The organism is Comamonas testosteroni (assembly GCF_014076415.1).
GTDB classification, from domain to species: Bacteria; Pseudomonadota; Gammaproteobacteria; order Burkholderiales; family Burkholderiaceae_C; genus Comamonas; species Comamonas testosteroni_F.
Genome location: NZ_CP043568.1, coordinates 1,009,790 through 1,027,448 on the forward strand (window position 1 = coordinate 1,009,790; position 17,659 = coordinate 1,027,448).

Annotated in this window: 11 protein-coding genes, 1 tRNA gene and 1 pseudogene; 4 read left to right on the forward strand and 9 right to left on the reverse strand. The window is 57.8% G+C overall.

Annotated elements, in window-relative coordinates:
• Window positions 1–153: 153 nt before the first annotated feature.
• Both F0P97_RS04580 and F0P97_RS04585 read right to left on the reverse strand, forming a co-directional pair.
• Entirely contained in the window at window positions 154–1,689 is a 1,536-nt protein-coding gene (locus F0P97_RS04580) for an IS3 family transposase (protein ID WP_182285797.1), read from the reverse strand.
• A gap of 280 nt (window positions 1,690–1,969) precedes the next feature.
• Window positions 1,970–2,272, reverse strand: a complete 303-nt coding sequence (locus F0P97_RS04585) for a putative quinol monooxygenase (protein ID WP_007182542.1) — start codon at window positions 2,270–2,272, stop codon at window positions 1,970–1,972.
• Between the two features lie 117 nt (window positions 2,273–2,389).
• Here F0P97_RS04585 and F0P97_RS04590 point away from each other — a divergent pair, with 117 nt between their 5' ends.
• A complete protein-coding gene (locus F0P97_RS04590) occupies window positions 2,390–3,385 on the forward strand; it encodes a GlxA family transcriptional regulator (RefSeq protein WP_198424718.1) in 996 nt (331 codons plus the stop codon).
• A 9-nt stretch (window positions 3,386–3,394) separates the two neighbouring features.
• Entirely contained in the window at window positions 3,395–4,312 is a 918-nt protein-coding gene (locus F0P97_RS04595; RefSeq protein ID WP_182285799.1) for an IS5 family transposase, read from the forward strand.
• 461 nt (window positions 4,313–4,773) lie between these two features.
• Here the strand turns inward: F0P97_RS04595 and F0P97_RS04600 are convergent, their stop codons facing one another.
• Genes F0P97_RS04600 through F0P97_RS04610 form a run of 3 tightly spaced genes read right to left on the reverse strand, consistent with a single transcriptional unit; the run spans window position 4,774 to window position 8,977 of the window.
• Window positions 4,774–7,173, reverse strand: coding sequence for a TonB-dependent receptor plug domain-containing protein (locus F0P97_RS04600; protein ID WP_182285800.1), 2,400 nt, complete (start codon window positions 7,171–7,173; stop codon window positions 4,774–4,776).
• Window positions 7,170–7,721, reverse strand: coding sequence for a YfiR family protein (locus F0P97_RS04605; RefSeq protein ID WP_182285801.1), 552 nt, complete (start codon window positions 7,719–7,721; stop codon window positions 7,170–7,172). Before F0P97_RS04605 ends, F0P97_RS04600 begins: the two co-directional genes overlap by 4 nt.
• Window positions 7,718–8,977: a sensor domain-containing diguanylate cyclase gene (locus tag F0P97_RS04610; protein ID WP_182285802.1), complete on the reverse strand. Its 1,260-nt coding sequence runs from the start codon at window positions 8,975–8,977 to the stop codon at window positions 7,718–7,720. Before F0P97_RS04610 ends, F0P97_RS04605 begins: the two co-directional genes overlap by 4 nt.
• 243 nt (window positions 8,978–9,220) lie before the next feature.
• On the opposite strand from F0P97_RS04610, the pseudogene F0P97_RS04615 reads away from it, so the two are divergent.
• Both F0P97_RS04615 and F0P97_RS04620 read left to right on the forward strand, forming a co-directional pair.
• Window positions 9,221–10,555: pseudogene (locus F0P97_RS04615) on the forward strand (IS1182 family transposase).
• Window positions 10,556–11,157: 602 nt separating this feature from the next.
• Window positions 11,158–11,234: transfer RNA gene (locus tag F0P97_RS04620), tRNA-Arg, on the forward strand.
• A 53-nt stretch (window positions 11,235–11,287) separates the two neighbouring features.
• Here the strand turns inward: F0P97_RS04620 and F0P97_RS04625 are convergent.
• The 4 genes from F0P97_RS04625 to F0P97_RS04640 form a co-directional block, all read right to left on the reverse strand.
• On the reverse strand, window positions 11,288–13,633 hold the full coding sequence (locus F0P97_RS04625; protein ID WP_182285803.1) for a CHASE2 domain-containing protein: 2,346 nt from the start codon (window positions 13,631–13,633) through the stop codon (window positions 11,288–11,290).
• A gap of 116 nt (window positions 13,634–13,749) precedes the next feature.
• Window positions 13,750–15,456, reverse strand: coding sequence for a FecR domain-containing protein (locus tag F0P97_RS04630; protein WP_182285804.1), 1,707 nt, complete (start codon window positions 15,454–15,456; stop codon window positions 13,750–13,752).
• Between the two features lie 74 nt (window positions 15,457–15,530).
• Window positions 15,531–16,241 carry a response regulator transcription factor gene (locus F0P97_RS04635; RefSeq protein WP_182285805.1) on the reverse strand — a complete coding sequence of 237 codons (711 nt, stop codon included), beginning with the start codon at window positions 16,239–16,241 and terminating at the stop codon, window positions 15,531–15,533.
• 79 nt (window positions 16,242–16,320) lie between these two features.
• Entirely contained in the window at window positions 16,321–17,622 is a 1,302-nt protein-coding gene (locus F0P97_RS04640) for a tryptophan--tRNA ligase (RefSeq protein WP_182285806.1), read from the reverse strand.
• Window positions 17,623–17,659 lie beyond the last annotated feature (37 nt).

Consider the following 17,659-nt stretch of genomic DNA (forward strand, 5'->3'; position numbering starts at 1 on the left):
TTTGGATATTGGTCTGATTAAATACACTTACCGACCTTGATTCGTCCCCCTCAAGACCAGCAACATACCGCTGACCGTGATCCCCATTCCCAGGATGTTAATTTCCACGCAAAACTGACCCGCCGGAGGTGCGGATAAAAACTTGGACTGGTTTTATGCGGCTAGGCCAAGTTTGTTCCGGTATTCCACAGGACTTAAACGTCCCAGAGATACCTTGATACGTTTTTCGTTGTACCAACGAATGTAAGTATCGACAGCTTCAATGAACTGCTCAATCGTTGTTGATTGCCAGTTGTTGGGATAGAACAGCTCCATCTTTAGCCTTCCAAAGAAGCCTTCGCACGCAGCGTTGTCTGGTGAGCACCCTTTACGAGACATCGAGCGAACCAACTTTGCATCATGGACCCTCGAGAGCCAGCCAGGCCATCGGTAGTGAGCTCCACGATCAGAATGAATCACAGGGCGGCTCTCGTTGCCTTGAACAGCATCAATGGCCGCATCCAGCATTGTGTTGACGAGATTTGCGTTGGGATGAGTCCCAATCGACCAGCTCACCACCAGCCCATCAAAGCAATCAATCACTGGCGACAGGTAAACCTTGCCAGCAGGAATCTGGAATTCAGTAATGTCGGTAAGCCACTTCTCATTGGGCGCAGCAGCATGGAAGTCTCGATTGATGAGGTTTTGCGGGGCAGCACCTATCTCTCCAAGGTATGAGTTATATCTGCGGCGTTTGGGCTTGGCCACGATCAACCCCTCCTGCTTCATCAGCCGGCGAACCACCTTCTCTGAGATGCCCGTGCACTCCTTGAGCAGGGATGCCTGGACTCGGCGATATCCATAGCAACGGTAGTTGTTGTCGAAGATCTCTGTGATGCTTCGGCGTAAATCAACGTATTTGTCAGCCAGCTTCAGCCGGGCACGATGGTAAAAATATGAGCTTCTAGCAAGGCCAACAAGAGAAAGCAGTTCTGGCAATTCATACTGCCCGTGCAACGCTTCAACCAGCACAGCCTTATCTTTGTTTGCCAGCCGATGCAGGTCAATGTCGGACCCATTTTTTAAGATTTCATGGGCCTGCTTAAGAAGCTCGCGCTCTATCTTCAGCCGCCGAACATCCTGGCGCAATGATTCAACTTGGCGCCTGAGCGCTGCTTCATCCAACACTGGCGATCGCTTTGGACGGTGTTTCATCGAGGCAGGGGCACAAGGGCCAAGCAACTGATTTTTCCAGTTGTACAAGGTCCCCCTACACACCCCTAACTTGTCCGCAATCTCCTGTGCAGTTGATTGACGGGTACACAGTTGCACCACGCCCTCACACATCAAAGCATCAGGCTTTGTAGCTGGCCAAGACCTTCCTACTATCTTGCTGGTCTCGGGGCAGTCTTGCCGAACCCACGCAGTCAACGTTCCTCGACCCGGATAACCCAAAGCCCTCATCGTTGCAGCAATACAGCGATCATGGGCGAGGTAATGAGCAATAGCCACCTGCCTTTGCTGCAGCGAATATTTCGGTGCTCTTGGAGCTTGGCTTGCTGGCAAATCCTGATGCTTCAGGTAGTGCTGATACCAGCCTTTCAATGCGTTCTTGGTTGGGTACCCCAACTGGCGAATCGTGGCTCTGACACGCAAGCCAAGCTTGATGTAAAGCTCAACTGCACGAATCCTGTCTGCGTATGAGTACATGAACTACCTCCTGGTAGTCCAAGTTTTTGTCCGCACCCCCAGTGGGTCACTTCTGGATGGAAATCAACACCGTAGTACCTCACCAAGAAGCAGACGGTGTTTCAGAAGATCGCTGCGTTTGTGGAGAAGTTCAAGGGTGTGGGCGGGCAGGTTTGAATCTGCCCTTTTCTCGCCGGCGAATCCATAGACTGCAAGAATGACAGCAAGGAGGTCGGGGTCGCCCGTAGGGCTGTGTGCCCCCCATCCTGCAGCGTGACCTGATGGGGTCAAGGCCGAGTTGTCATGCAGGCAGTTTGGCTGCAAGCAGTTCGACCTTCTCGATATTGGGCGGAGAACTGAGCAAGGTCGCTGCGTTGGCCATCAAGGCCGCGGCGATCTGGCCGTTCAGATGTGCCTGGCGACCTGCCTCATCAGCAAAGGCATCGAACACACCGAATGTCGAAGGGCCAAACTTCAATGCGAACCAGGCCGTGGTGCCGGACTCGGCGTTGGCGAGCGGCAGTGCGCTGGCCAGGAAGTCGGCAAGCGCAGCCTCCTGGCCGGGTTTAGCTTCGAGGCGAACAAACAGGGCGAGCTTGGTCATGCTGTATTCCTTTGGGTAAATGGAAAAGTGGCTGAAGGGATCGACGAGACTGCAGTCTAAGTCTGCATGAAAGACATCTCCAGTGGCAATAATGACAACATTGATATCATTGTTGCCATGAAACTCCACCTCCTTGTTTGTGATGGCGTGTTTGATCTGGGGCTTGCGGCGCTCACTGACACAGTGGGCTTAGCCAATGCGATGGCGGGCTCGCTGCCACAGGCTCCCGGGCACATAGAGCTCACGCTGGTGGGCGTGCGGCGTCGCATCCGAACTGCGCAAGGCTTGACGGTCCCCGTGGTCACTGCGCATGGTGTGCCCGAACCAGACGTCGTGCTCGTGCCAGCGTTTGGCGACAAGATGCCTGACACGCTCTCGGCTCGGCTCACACGCCCCGATGTGCCCGATGCGGTCGCGGCGCTACAGCAGTGGTCCACCGCTGGCGCGCACCTTGGTGCCGCTTGCTCCGGTAGTTTCTTGCTTGCAGAGAGTGGCCTGCTTGATGGGCATCGTGCAACGACGTCATGGTGGCTGGGGCCGATGTTTCGGCAGCGGTATCCGAACGTCACGCTGGACGAGTCACGCATGATCGTGAACTCGACACGCTTCACCACCGCGGGTGCCGCTTTGGCCCACGTCGACTTGGCCTTGCGCATCATCCGGGGGCGCAGTCCGGCGCTGGCGGCCCTGGTGGCACGCTATCTGCTGGTCGAGACACGCAGTTCGCAAGCCGAGTTCGTGATTCCCGACCACCTTGCGCATGCTGACCCGATGGTGGAGCGCTTCGAGTGCTGGGCCAGACGTCGGCTCGCGCAGGGGTTCTCGCTGGCCGAGGCGGCCAGCGCCGCGGGCACAAGCGAGCGCACCTTGGCCCGGCGGCTGCAAAGCGTTTTGGGAAAGACACCGCTGTCGTATTTCCAGGACCTGCGCGTGGAGCATGCCGTCCATCTCTTGCGCACCGGGAACGCCAGCGTCGACCAGGTCGCCGCACAGGTCGGGTACTCGGATGGGGTGACCCTGCGGGCCCTGTTGCGCCGCAAGCTGGGCCGGGGTGTCAGGGAGTTGCGACGCGGTGGGGCGTTGTTGCATAAATCGCTGCGCCACAGGCCGTAGGCTTGTGGCATGAGCAAGCCCCGTTACCGCACCACCAATTGGAAGCAATACAACGCTGCGCTTAAAGCGCGGGGTTCGTTGTCCATCTGGCTGGACAAGCGCATGTCTTGGTTTGCCGCTACTAGCGGCAAACGCGGGCGAAGCCCGAAGTTCTCAGATGCAGCCATCCAATTTTGTTTGACGCTCAAAAACCTGTTTGGCCTGGCGCTCCGGCAAACCACGGGCCTGGTGCAGTCGGTGCTTGAACTGTGTGGCCTTGCATGGCCAGTACCAGACTTCAGTACACTGTGCCGGCGGCAGCTTGAGCTGAATGTTCAGGTGCCGTACACACGCAGCCAAGCAGGGCTGCACTTGTTGGTGGACTCTACAGGGATCAAGTTCTTGGGCGAAGGCGAGTGGAAATGCAAAAAGCATGGCCCAGAGCGCCGACGCCAGTGGCGCAAGCTGCACATTGGCATCGATGCTCAAACATTGCAGATACGAGCCATCTGCGTGACCTCCAACAATGTGAGCGATGCTTCAGTGCTGCCCGACTTGCTGCAGCAGTTACCCGAGGATGAGGCGCTTGAGAGCCTGACAGGTGATGGTGCCTACGATACGCAGCCAGTCCATGAAGCAGTCATCAGGCGTGGAGCTATGCCAGTCATCCCACCTCGAAAGAATGCCCAAATCCGCAAGGGCAGCGTCTTTGTGCATCGCAATGCGGCGATTGCCGCATGCAGAAGATTGGGACGAGGTCTCTGGAAACGCTGGAGTGGCTACCACCGGCGAAGCTTGGTGGAAACCAAGATGAACTGCATCAAGCGACTAGGTGAGCGGGTGATGGCCAGAACCTTTGAGCGCCAAGTCAACGAGCTGCATATTCGGGCAGCCATATTGAATCGATTCACTGAACTGGGCCGTCCTCAGACGGCAGCCGTGGCCTAGCCACGGCTGGGGTTTGGTGCAACTCGTCTCAAACTTGATTTGTGCAACAACGCCGGCTTGAGAAAGAACACGCAGCAACTGCACACCCTATTTGCCTTGGCGAACTTGTGGATGGCCCGTGGTCGCTTGCTAGAAAACAACTAATCCAAGTCTGTTACGGGCACTTAAAAAGCAAGAAGCCCGCGTTTCGCGGGCTTCTTGAGGGGCAGAGGTGAGCGAACCTCACGCTCGTTCAAGCACTGTGACGCTTGGAATCGGGTTATGCAGAGGCTCCCTAGTGCAACCTTGGCTTTGAATGCGGGACTGTGCTTGCGTCGTGATTTGATAGTCATAGATCTCTCCAAGTTCGGCCTGCTGTCAGGATATTTTTCCGGGAAGAGATCTCGCTTAGCTACTTGTTCAAAAAAAACCGGTGCCACTTCTACTGTTCGAGTTGGCTCGCCAAAAATGAGATCGGATCACTAGAAAGTGACTCCGAGCCGGAGGTAATAGTAAGCGCCGTTATATCCGAAAGGTGCGTATTGGGAATAGCGAATCACCTTGCCCGACCCCACTAGGCTATCCTCTGTCTGCCCCCACTCCTTGGGCTTAGCATTCAACAAATTGACTGCCCCCAAAGCCAGGGTAACGTCCTTCCCCAGCCGGTAGGACAATTCGGTATCAAGTGTCCACCGGGCGGCAAAGCTGACCTTTTCGTAACCCTTTACGCTGGAAAAGCTGCCGAAGCGGTTCAGGTTCATGACAATGCCGTAGTCGCCGACCGTGTATTTTGACCAGAATTTGAATGAGTCGGTCGGTTGCCCGCCTTCCATCAGCACCCGTGTAAAGGGGTCCAGAATCAGGTCGGTCATCTGTACTCCGAGGATGCCGGGTGCCTGATTGACCTGGGTGATGCGGGTTTTGCTGCGCTGATAGGCCGCTACAAGCTTTAGTCTGCCCCCATGCTCGAAGTTGTACTTATATTCCAAACGCAGATCGAAACCTTGGGTCCGCGTCGAGATTGCATTGGTGAAATAAACTGCGCCGTCAACATTGTTCTGTGCAAGGATGGCCACTGCCTGGGGGCTGAGTGAGGCCATGTTCCAGCCCGCGATATAGCCGGTTGGCATGATTCGATCCGAAATGTCGGTAACGAAGTAGTCTGCACTGGCAGTTAATTGGGACGATGGCTGGAAAACCATGCCGAGTGTCATGTGGTTAGATTTTTCGGGCTTAAGGTCGGTCGCCCCCAAGGCGCGCGCCACCGGATGGTCGACCGCATAGTTGCCCCAGAACTGGGCCGCATCATCGCTGCTGTTGCGATAACTGCCTGTGTAGGAGAAATGGCTTTGCGACAGCGACGGTGCACGAAACCCTGTGCTGGTGCTGGCGCGCAACAGCAGATCGTCGTTGGCGCGATAGCGCAATGCCAGTTTGCCGTTAATCGTCGATCCAAAATCACTGTAATACTCGTACCGCGCAGCGGTGTCGAGTATCAGGCGGTCCGAAAGAGCAAGCTTCAAGTCGCCATATAGTGAGTGGGCTTGGCGGCCGGCCGAAGTCGCGTTTTCGGGACTAAATCCTGGCATGCCTTGCGCTCCATATGCATAGTTATTATCCGGCCCTAGCATGTAGGAAGCCGGTTCGCCCGACAGAATACGGTAATGCTCCTGGCGGAATTCATAACCGCCAGCTAGAGTGTGGCGACCGATCTTCTTGCTCAGATCGAAATTCACAATTTTCTGGGTGTAGCGCGTCGCCCCGCTGTCAAAGGATGTCGGGGTGGCATTGCCGAGTGAGGTATTCAGGGAATTATTGACGTAGAAGTGGTAGTCGTTTTCCCCATGGGTATAGCTCAGATCCCAGCGCATTCCATCGTCCAGCGTTCCCTTAAGGCCCGCGGTAACGGAAAAATCGAGAATTTTCGGCTCGATCATCGGCAAGAAACCATTGGGATAGATCGCATGGTTGTTGCGATCATCGTCGGCCCGCCGATAGAAGGCGCCGGCACTGCTGTGACGGTGGTCGTACAAGCCGTGGAAATAAAGCGTGGTGTCCCCACGAGGCACTTCGGCATTTAGCGCAAAGAGTGCGTCCTGTGTATGGGCATCGCCGAAATGGGTATTGATGTGCCCACCATCCTGGGCATCGGGGCCGGCACGGTTGGTCGAGCCGCGATCCCGCCATTCCGTCGTCAAGTTGACAAAACCGTCGCCCGCCAAGGGCAGTGAGTAGAAGAGGTCGCCTTGGCGGGTTATGCCATCACCGGCACTGGTGGCGCCATAAATCAGGTTTGTCTGGCTGCGCTGACCGTAGCCCTTGAGGATAATGTTGATGATGCCGGCAATCGCATCGGAGCCATACTGAGCTGCGGCACCGTCGCGCAAGACTTCGACGCGCTCGATTGAATATAGCGGTATGGTGTTGAGATCGACGCCGGAACTACCGCGACCGATCGTACCGTTATTGTGTAACAGCGAGCTTTGGTGCAGTCGTTTGCCATTGATCAATACCAGTACCTGATCTGGGTTTAGTCCACGCAAGGTAAACGGTGGCGCATGGTCGGTGCCGTCGGCAATGCTCGGCTGTGGCGAATTGAAGCCCGGGATTAGCACCGCCAACGCACGAATCAGCCCGACTTGCCCGGCGGCTTGCAGCTGCGACGAGGTAATAACGTCGATGGGCACTTCGGCATCCAGCGCATCCCGGTCACCCCCTCGAGACCCCACCCCTGCCTTGGCTTGGGTTTCTACCTGCAGTAACTGATCGAGCGGCCGTTTGTAGTAGTCGTTGCTTTCCTGAACGGCCTTATCCGCAGCTGCCGACGTGCTAATCGCCGAACTGATTAGAAAGAACAGAAGCGTGTAAGCGCCTGGCTTCATTGATTGTCTCCCCGCAAGACGTTGGCAATCGACAGTAACGGGGCTCCGATCTTGAGGCCGGACTTGACGGCGGCAGCGTGATTGATCTTGATTCGGGGGTTTTGCTCGACGAAATCGAGCTGAATGATACCCCCGCCCTCAGCAAAACCCTTGATTTCGCTAATTGTCAAAATACCGTGCTTCTGGGCGTAGCCTATTGCGGCAAGACGAGCTGAATAACTGGTCAGCGTGATAAACAGCACATCGGTTTCACCGACTTGTTCAAGCCGGTTTGCGTAGCGCAACTCGATGGGTTTGTTATGAATTCGTTTATCCTGATACAAATGATCTAGCAACTGACCGAAAGGGTTGTCGTCGAGCAACGTTATGACGAACTTGTCGCGCGGCTTCACCGGCCACTCAATATAACTGGCGAAGCGACCAATGAATACTGCCTCCAGTTTTCGCTCCACGTCACTTGCCCAAGTCACCGAGGCCTGCATGAGTATAAGCAAGGCTGCCATCCATAATTTACTCAGCAAGACTCTCACTCCAATATCGACCGTCATGCCAAGGCATGACGGTTACGCCCCATATTTTTGGCGCGGTACAATGCTTGATCAGCTGCATAAATCCACTGTTCAATGGAATTATTTTCTTGCGGCGTTGTGGAAAACACCCCTAGGCTCACCGATACGTTCATGAACTCCCCAGGTGCATACTCGATCCTGCGTTCTTCCACGGCCAGGCGAATTCGCTCGGCAACGGCCACAGTGGTTTCCGACGTACCGCCATCGCAGAGCACAATAAACTCCTCGCCTCCAAAACGCGCGGCTAGATCATATTCACGAGCGCTGGCCTGCAATATGGAGGCAATTTCCCTGATAACCTTATCGCCAACAGGGTGCCCGTAGCGGTCATTGACGTGCTTGAAAAAATCGATATCCAACATTATCACGCCCAAGGCTTCCCTCTTGCGATAGGCGCGCGTCGCCATGGTTCGCATGGTTTCAATGGCATGGCGGCGATTGGCTAGGCCTGTGAGCGGATCGGTTGTCGCCAATTTACTCAGGCGCTCGTCACGCTCGCTAATCTCCGCGAGCATGGCGTTGAAGCCCTGATAGAGATCGTCGAACTCATCTCGGCGGCGGGAGTTTAGTCTGGAATGGTAATTCTTGGTCGCTGCCACTGTCTGCATGGCAGAAATCAAATCTGTGATCGGCTGAGTAAACAAGGCTCGCCATCGCAAGGACAGGAACAGAAGCATCACCAGGGTCACGATGGATGCAGTAATTTGCATGTAAATGAAATTACGTATTTTTGTCCAGAGCAACTCTGTATCAGAAACTAGCACCAGCGAACCGATGGACTTGCCTTCGAAGACAATCGGCAGCCGTACGCTCATATAGTTTTCTTCTATGAGCTCAACGAAATGCTCCTGTGAGCCCAGCTTGTCTGCTTGATTCAGCCGTTTATCTTGCAGTGCTAGCTTCAACAATTGCTCTGTCTCCCCTGCCAGCTTGAGGGAGCGATGTTCGGCCAGCGTCTGCCCGGATTCGTCGTTGACTGCGGCAAATAGGATGTGTGGGTCGGCATGCAAGGGCGCCAACATGTTTCTCGCACTGGCGGAATCGCTGAAAGCCAATGCGGCACGCATGTTTTCGCTGACGATGGCTGAAATTTGGTGCAAAACACGCAATGATGCTTTCGATTCACTGACATAAGTCGAATAAATCGCAATGATTGAGGATGTCAGCAACGCAAGCGCAGCGCTTAGACCAAGCAAAACAATCAGCTTGTGGCGAATGGACAATCGATCAAACATCGTCCAATTTTATCGACCAACAGGTTGATGCAGAACAGGTTAACGATGCCAATTTACAGCCAATGACTGCTCTACGGAAAAGCAGTCATCGGTATTTCCATAGCAAGCGCTCACAATTATCATGAACCCGCTGTTCGCGACCACGCGCCGGATGACTGCTGAGGGTCGAGGCTGTGTGAAAACCCTCTCGTAGCCAACCCATGACCTGAATAAAGTCAATTCATCTCGGTTTCGGGAGATGGCATGCCTCGATTCATTGAAGGTCAAGCGCGGCAGCAAGTGACGCTGATGCCGGAATGTCTGGAGGACTTTATTGCTGGAGACAACCCGGTACGTGTTGTCGATGCCTTTGTCAGCGAACTCAATCTGCAGGCTTTGGGTTTTGACGGTGCAGAACCTGCCTGTACGGGCAGACCTTCTTACCACCCAGCCGTGCTGCTCAAGATCTACATCTACGGCTATCTCAATCGGCTGCAATCGAGCAGACGGCTTGAACGTGAATGCCAGCGTAACGTTGAACTGATGTGGCTGACTGGGCGCCTGGCTCCTGACTTCAAAACGATTGCAGACTTCCGCCGTGACAACGGCTCCGGCATTCGCAATGTGTGCCGCCGATTCGTACTTCTCTGCCGTGATCTGAAACTGTTCAGCCAGGCGCTGGTGGCCATTGATGGCAGCAAATTCAAAGCCGTCAACACGCGTGACAAGAACTTCACCTTGGGCAAGATCGACAAGCGGCAGCAGCAGATCGAAGAAAGCATCCAACGTTATCTGACGGCTTTGGATACAGCGGACCGCACGCAGCCTGTGGAACTCGAAGCCAAGACCACAAGGCTCCAAGACAAGATCGCCATGTTGCGCAAGCAAATGCGGGTGCTCGATGCAGTGAAGGAGCAACTCAAAGAGCAGCCCGAGAAGCAACTCTCGATGCAGATCCTGATGCACGGTCCATGGCAACCAGTGGTCGAGGCTCGGGCATGGTGGCCTATAACGTGCAGGTGGCGGTCGATGCCAAACATCACCTGATCGTCACTCATGAGGTCACCAACCAAGGGCATGACAGAGCTGCTCTGGCATCCATGGCTCAAGCAGCTCGCAAGGCAATGGGAAAACGCAAACTGCAAGTTATTGCAGATCGTGGCTATTACAGCGGTGAGCAAATCAAAGCGTGTGAAGACACAAGCATTGCAGCCATTCTTCCCAAGCCCAACACATCAAGAGAACGGCTTACAGATGCGTCGTTACTGGAGCAGTGCGTGTACGCAATGCACGATAAAAGCCCAATGCACACCGAGCGACTACCGCCGCATCAGCCGATGGGAGCACGAAGACGTGCTGGAGCGAGCACAACGGCGCTTGGACCAAATGCCCGACGCCATGATGGTGAGAAGAAGGACAGTCGAGCACGTGTTTGGCACCCTCAAGCATTGGATGGGGTACACGCACTTCCTGACCAGGCGACTGCGCAACGTCAGCACGGAGATGAGCTTGAATGTGCTGGCTTACAACCTCAAGCGAGTGCTTGGAATCCTCGGGTTCGACAAAACGATGACGGCGATGCATCTGGTGGGCGGGTGAGCCCTTTTAAAACCGGGAAATTAGCGACCTCAAGGGCTCTGGAATGCAATGAGAAGGCTGAGGGTGCTCTTTGCGTCGAAGGCGCCTCAGTCGTGCTTGCCTGAAATCTGCCAGTTGGATTGTTCAGCCATTAATAGTTTTTTGCGTTTCCACACAGCCTCGGTCGAAAGCAGCCGTCAAAGTTACAGTCAACATGGCCACCAAATTGTGGTTCACTGTCCATGTAATTTCAGCCGCCTGTCTACGAAGCACTGGAATGGGTGCTCAAGTAAGACCGGAATCTGCATTAGCTGCCGGTCGTTTTCCGGTCCATAGCTGGGTGGCTGGTGCTTGTCTGGTGCAGCAATCGTGGACCGACGACGGACCAGACGAGTTGTGGAGGCCTTGCGGCACAAGGCTTGATGGACGAGACAAAAGGATTGTCAGTCCTTTTTTCCAGAACTCATAATCCTTTGGTCGTCGGTTCAAGTCCGCCACGCCCTACCAAGCTGCATGAAAGCCTGCCGTCTGTATCGATGGCAGGCTTTTTCTTTGCATGAGCGCGAAAAAGTTGCCGATTTCGTCCGAGAGCCGTTTTTGCACTGCTAGAATACAACCCTGTTGCGGCTGTAGCTCAGCTGGATAGAGTACTTGGCTACGAACCAAGGGGTCGTGGGTTCGATTCCTGCCAGCCGCACCACAAAACGTCAAGCCTCAGAACTGAAAAGTTCTGAGGCCTTTTCGTTTCTTGGCTCAGGCCTTGGGTATCAGCAAGGTGAAGCTGCTGCCTTGGCCCAGCTGGCTGCTTATCTGCAGACTGCCGCCATGGCGCTGTGCCACGGTACGCGTGAAGGCCAGGCCCAGGCCCACGCCATCCATGCGCTGGTGTTGCTGCAGGCGCTCGAACGGCTGGCTGAGTCTGGCCAGCGATGCTTCGTCCATGCCGGAGCCGTGATCGCGCACGGCGATGCCCCATTGGCTGTCTTGCTCGACAACAGCGACTTCCACTTGGGCACCGCCATCCCCAGTCTGTGGCTTGCCGTATTTGATGGCATTGCTCAGCAGGTTGATGACGGCGCGGTGCAGCAGACCGGGATCGCCATGTACGCAGGCTTCGGCATCCGGCAGCTGGAATACCAGTTGCATGTTCTGCTGCTGGGCAAGGGCCCAGCAATCCGAGACGGCCTGATCCGCCAGCAGACCCAGATCCAGGACTTCGTGGCGGTATTGCTGCTGCTGGGCTCTGGCCAGATGCACAAAATCGTCTGCCAGCTGAAGAGACGACTGGGCATAGCCCTCAATGCGGTCAAACAGTGCATCTTGCGACTCGATGCGCTTGCCTGTGCGCTGCATCTCCAGCAAGGTGATGATGGAGCCTATCGGGGCACGGATATCGTGGGAGATGAACTGCATGGCCTGATCGCGCTGCGCCTGTGCACTGCGCAGGTCGCTGATATCGACCAGGGTGATGAGCCAGCCTGAGGTGGGCGGTGCCTCGAAGCTCTGGCTCAGCAGCATCAGATGGCGGCCCTGGGTGTCGCGCCCTTCGCTCTGGTGTGACAGAGTGGCTTGCTGCAATGCGCTGTGCGTGAGCAGTGGCGTGCCGCTGGCAGTGCGGCCGCCGTCGCTGCCGGCGCTGCTCAAGCCGCGGAGCAGGGCGACGAGATCGTCACCTTGCTGGAGTTTGTGTCCCAGGCTTTCGATATAGCGGTGCGCGGCCGTGTTGGCAAGCAGCAGCAGCCCTTCGCGGTCGCAGACAAAAGTGGCCGAGGGCAACTGGCGCAGGCTTTCGCTGACGAAGTGATGCAATGCGCGCAGCTGGCGCGAGGCATGCTCCACAGCGCCGATCCGCTGATCGAGTGCATCGCTCTTGAGCGAGGGCGTGGGCAGGCCCTGGCCTTGCAGGTCGCGCAGCTCCAGCGCCAGAAAGCGTGTGGCGGCGCGCAGACGCAGCCAGCTCCAGAGCGGGTAGGCAAGCGACAGGCTCAGCAGTGCCGCAGCGGGGGCTGTCTGCACATGACCCCAACGCGGCGCCAAACCGGCTATCGACAGACTGAGCAAGGCCAGCAGAATGCTGGAAATCAGCCCGCCAGAAGGGCCGAGCCAGGCCAGGGCCAGCAGGCCCAGCAGCACGGGCAGCACATTGAGGCTGCGGTTGAGTGTGGCAGTGGCTGGCTCCAGATGTGTGTCCTGAAGGATGCCGTTGAGCACATGGCCCAGCATTTCCACATTCGAGATCAGGCGCGCATCAAAGCCGATGGGGGCTGTGAATTTTTCGCCAAGACCAGCGGCAGTGGCTCCAATCAGCACGTATTTGCCGCGAAAAGCGACTGCAGGGATATCGCCGCGCAGGATGTCGATATAGGAGTAGGTGGTGAACGGCGAGCCCAGGCTGTTCTGGCGGTCCCGCGAAGCCCGGGCAAAAGCGATGAACTGGGGCTGCAACCTTTGCCAGGAGTTGGCTGCAACCGGGTTTGCTGGAGTCGAAACAGATGGTTGGCAGGGGTGGGTGGTCTGGCCCACGCAGTGCAGGCTCAGCGCCATGTGCCACCAGAGCTGGCCGGCCTTGCCTTCCTGCGCATAAAAGCGTCGCACCACACCGTCGGCATCCACAGGCATCTGGGTGTGCCCCAGAGCAGCAGCCTCGCTGGCAAGGCTTTGTAAAGGGGCGGTGGCAGCGCTTTGCGCGGCGCGCGTGACGGGCAGCACTACATTGCCGCTTTTTTGCAGTGCTCGTTGCAGCAGCAGATCGTCGCCGGGGTAGTCCCAGTCTTCCTCGCTGAAGACCACGTCCATGCCGATGGCGCGGGGCTGCCCTTGAGTGATGCGCTCCAGCACGGCGGCGTGCAGTGCACGCCGCCAGGGCCAGCGGCCTATGCTGCCGATGCTGTCATCGTCGATGGCCACGATGACAACATCGGGCGAGGCAGGGCGCTGGTGCAGCCAGGCCGAGGTGTCCTGAATAAGGCCGTTGAGACGTGCCAGCTGCCCCGGGCCGCTGAGCCACCAGGTCATGCCGAGCAGGAAAGCGCTGAGCAGCAGCCAGCTCAGGCGCAGGTCCTGCAAGCGGTTTTTACGCAGGTTGGGAGCTTCAGCCATGTGGGTGATTCGGTGAGAAGCTCATAAAACAGTAGCTTCCAGCGCTTGCCACATAAGCGATCAAGATATGAATCCTATGAAGCTTCATGGAATTCAGGCGCTGGCAGCTATGGTTTTTACTGGCGCATCAGGCGTGAACCGTCGCCGGAAGTCAGCGCCTGCCCCTCGGACGAGGTCACCCAGTTGCCGGTCTGGAATTGGCGTGCGACGGAGAGATTGCTGCGCAGGCCGTTGGCATCCTCGACCTGCATCTGCAGATAGTAGGTGCCAGGAGGCAGGCCCTGCGTGCTCCACTGAGGCTGGGTCATCCAGGTGTCGATCAGGGGCGCAGTAAAACCGGCGTCGCTGGCCACCACGATACGGTAGCGTTGACCCTCTTCACCTGCCCAGTGAATATGGCTGCTGCCTTCGCCGGGCGCGCCGCCGATCTGCAGCTCGGGCGATTTGGGTGCCAGGGCCAGTTTCATCTTTTGCGGGGCTGCGAAGGGGCCCGCGTCTGGCTGGCCGTTGCCGAGCTTGCGGATGCTGCCTACGCGCCACATATATTCGCCGACAGGCAGCTTGGCCAGCGCCTCGGCAGGCAGGGCACAGTCCTTGAGGTCGCTGGCGTCGATGAGCGGCTGGGCAAAGCTGCCGTCGGCGGTGGCCACCTGGATGCGGTAGGCCGAGGCTTCCGCCACCCGGGTGCATTGCAGGCCGTGCTGGCCCTGTCCGATGGTGGCTTCAGGTGCTGGAGACGCATAGAGCGGCGGCACCGGATGAGCCTTGACGCGCAATGCTTGCAGGCTGCGTTTGCCGGGAATGCCGTTGGCGTCGATGGCGCGAATGGCCGCAATGTAGCTGCCGTCTTCCACACCCGTCAGGCGTGCAGGTGACCGTGTGAACAGGCCACCGCGCACGATCTGGGTCAGATCCTTGTCCTGAGCCAGCAGCACTTGGTAGCGCACTGCACCAGCCATGGCAGGCAGGGGCAGGCTGACCCAGTTGGCGTCTTCGACAAGAGCGGGCCAGGCCGCAATATCGGGAGCCACCAGCATGGCTGTGGGCCTGCCGATCTGACCGTTTGCGGAAACGGACAGACCTTGACCTGGCCTGAGCAAGGCTGAGGGCTGGCCCGTTTGCACGGCGACCGAGCCTTCGTCGACGGCAGCAGCCGTGCGGCCCTCGTCATCGCTCATTACCAGAAACTGGGTGCCGCGCACGCTGGTCGAGGCTGCCGGGGTGCGCACCTCGAAGCGGCGCTCGCCATTGGCCTGCCTGGACACTTTTGCTTCGATCGCTCCCTCACGCAAATCGATGACGGACTGCAGACTGCCGGCTCGGCCTTTGCGGCGCATCTGGCGCAGCTCGACATCGGATTCGGACTGCACGCGCACCAGTGAGCCATCTGCCAGACGCACGGAGACAAAGGCATTGGCCGGAACCTGGAGCGAATCGCCTTCCTGCAGCAGCTGGCCTTTTTGCACGGGCTGAGGTGGCGGGTTGACGGAGTCTGCGAGATGGCTCACAGAGCGTGTGCTTTGCACATCGCCTTGCACAAACACCACCGAAGCCATTGCGGCGCGCAACAGGCGCGTGGGAATCTCCAGCAACGAACCGGGACGCAGACGCAAGGGGTCTTCCACCTTGTTGTGGCTTTGCAGCGCTGTCCAGCGCTTGTGGTCGCCCAGATAGCGTGCTGCCAGCATCTCCAGCGTATCTCCAGTCACCACGCGGTGGGCAATGGCATCGTTGCCGCGGGGCGTGATCTGGGCATGGGCCAGACCTGTTGCCGTCATCCCTCCAAACGCCACCCACAGCATGCCTGCACCCAGAATGGGCATGGGGGAGCGGACGGAAAAGAGGTTTTGACGTAAATCAGGCATTTTTGGAAGCGGGGTTATGGGGGCTGCCGGACTCAGGCAGCTGGGGCTGCGGGCTGCGCAGCTTCGGGGGCGTCCAGGCGGTAACCATAGCCATAAACGGCTGAAATGGCATAGGGCTGACCAGCGCGCAGGTTCAGCAGATTGCGCAGGCGCGAGACATGGGTGTCCAGCGAGCGCGACTGCACCTCGGCGTTATGGCCCCAGACGACTTCGCGCAGATGATCGCGCGAGAGCAAGCGGCCCTGGTTCTGGAACAGCGTCAGTGCCAGCGTGTATTCACGGTGCGTGACCTCCACGGGCTGGCCGTCCATCTCTATGTCATTGGTAGTGGTGAGAAAGCGGTAGGGGCCGAAGTCCAGCACGCTTTGTGCGGTCAGCGGATAGGCGCGGCGCAGCAGAGCGGAGATGCGAGCACGCAGCTCGCCCGCACGTACGGGCTTGATCATGAAGTCATCGGCGCCGCAGGCCAGGCCTTCGACAATGTCGGCCTCTTCGCTGCGGTGGGTCACGAAGATGATCGGCACTTCCTTGCTGATCTGCTCGCGCACCCAGCGCACGATATCGGGTCCCTTGACATCGGGCAGCTCCCAGTCAATCAGCAGCAGATCGAAGCTTTCGCGGCGCAGGGCTTGCTGCAGGGCAGCCCCCTTGAGGTAGGAGTGACAGCTGTGCCCGGCTTCCGTCGCGACTTGTTGCAACAGTTCCAGTTGTAGTGGATCGTCATCCAGGGCAGCAATGCGCATCGGTAGTTCCTTTATTGCGAAGGATTAAATCCGCGCTGCCTCGCGAGTGCAGAGGCAGCGTCCATCGGGCAGCGAGGAGCTATTGCTCGGCCGCCTCACGCAGTTGTTCCAGAGCCTGGATCACCAGATCATCGCTGACACCATCCAGTATTTGCAGGCGCGGCTTGATGGCCGCCAGAGCCGTCGCGCCTTCACGCTGCAACTGGGCAATGTTCTGGCCCGCTTCCTTGGGGGCTGCAAAGCCCAGGCTTTGCAGCAGCAGTTGACCGTCAGCGGCCACCAGTTTGAAGTAGAACTGGCCATCGGATTCGCGATACTGCTTGAACTGGGGCAGTGCAGTCTTGGCGGCCTTGGTCTTGGCCTTGCTGGCCTGCGCCAGATTGCGGATGCCCACGGCGCCGCGCAGCTGCTGCAGCAAAGGAGTCGCCAGCTTGCGTGCCTTGACGGCACCGGCCTGAAGAATCTCTTCCAGCTCTGCGGGGTGGGCAATCAGGTATTCATAGCGCTCGCGCATGGGGGCGATTTCACGGTCGATGCGCTCGAACAGTGTCTGCTTGGCATCGCCCCAGGCAATGCCTTCGGCATATTGCTGGCGCAGGGCGGCGCTTTCCTCTTCGCTGGCAAAGCCCTGATAGATCTGGAATAGTGCCGAGCCTTCGACTTCCTTGGCCTCGCCGGGGGCGCGCGAGTCGGTGGTGATGCTGTTGATGAGCTTCCTGAGCTGTTCACGCGGCGCAAACAGCGGAATCGTGTTGTTGTAGCTCTTGCTCATCTTGCGGCCGTCAAGGCCGGGCAGGGTGGCTACAGACTCCTCCACCACGGCCTCAGGCAGCGTGAAGTACTCGCCGCCGTAGATATGGTTGAAGCTTGACGCCATGTCGCGCGCCATCTCAAGATGCTGCACCTGATCGCGGCCCACAGGAACCTTGTTGGCGTTGAAGATCAGAATGTCGGCACCCATGAGCACGGGATACATGAAGAGACCGGCGGTCACGCCGTCGTCAGGTTCGCTGCCGGATGCGTTGTTCTTGTCCACCGCCGCCTTGTAGGCGTGGGCACGGTTGAGCAGGCCCTTGCCGGTCACGCAGGTCAGGAACCAGGTCAGCTCCGGAATCTCGGGGATGTCCGACTGGCGGTAGAAGGTCACATGCTCGGGGTCGAGACCGGCGGCCAGCCAACTGGCGGCGATTTCGATGGTCGAGCGCTGCACGCGCTCGGGGTCCTGGCACTTGATGAGCGCGTGGTAGTCGGCCAGAAAGTAGAAGTTCTCCACATTCTTGTCGCGACTGGCTTCGATGGCGGGGCGCATCATGCCTGCGTAGTTGCCCAGGTGTGGGGTGCCGCTGGGGGTGATGCCGGTCAGAAAACGGGTGGTGCTCATAGGGATCAACAACAGATATCAGTAGCAGACCAGGTGC

Bases quoted from the DNA above. Each gene is read 5' to 3' on its own strand.
- F0P97_RS04580 (WP_182285797.1), bottom strand. From the start codon at position 1,689: ATGTACTCATACGCAGACAGGATTCGTGCAGTTGAGCTTTACATCAAG.
- F0P97_RS04585 (WP_007182542.1), bottom strand. From the start codon at position 2,272: ATGACCAAGCTCGCCCTGTTTGTTCGCCTCGAAGCTAAACCCGGCCAG.
- F0P97_RS04590 (WP_198424718.1), top strand. From the start codon at position 2,390: ATGAAACTCCACCTCCTTGTTTGTGATGGCGTGTTTGATCTGGGGCTT.
- F0P97_RS04595 (WP_182285799.1), top strand. From the start codon at position 3,395: ATGAGCAAGCCCCGTTACCGCACCACCAATTGGAAGCAATACAACGCT.
- F0P97_RS04600 (WP_182285800.1), bottom strand. From the start codon at position 7,173: ATGAAGCCAGGCGCTTACACGCTTCTGTTCTTTCTAATCAGTTCGGCG.
- F0P97_RS04605 (WP_182285801.1), bottom strand. From the start codon at position 7,721: ATGACGGTCGATATTGGAGTGAGAGTCTTGCTGAGTAAATTATGGATG.
- F0P97_RS04610 (WP_182285802.1), bottom strand. From the start codon at position 8,977: ATGTTTGATCGATTGTCCATTCGCCACAAGCTGATTGTTTTGCTTGGT.
- F0P97_RS04625 (WP_182285803.1), bottom strand. From the start codon at position 13,633: ATGGCTGAAGCTCCCAACCTGCGTAAAAACCGCTTGCAGGACCTGCGC.
- F0P97_RS04630 (WP_182285804.1), bottom strand. From the start codon at position 15,456: ATGCCCATTCTGGGTGCAGGCATGCTGTGGGTGGCGTTTGGAGGGATG.
- F0P97_RS04635 (WP_182285805.1), bottom strand. From the start codon at position 16,241: ATGCGCATTGCTGCCCTGGATGACGATCCACTACAACTGGAACTGTTG.
- F0P97_RS04640 (WP_182285806.1), bottom strand. From the start codon at position 17,622: ATGAGCACCACCCGTTTTCTGACCGGCATCACCCCCAGCGGCACCCCA.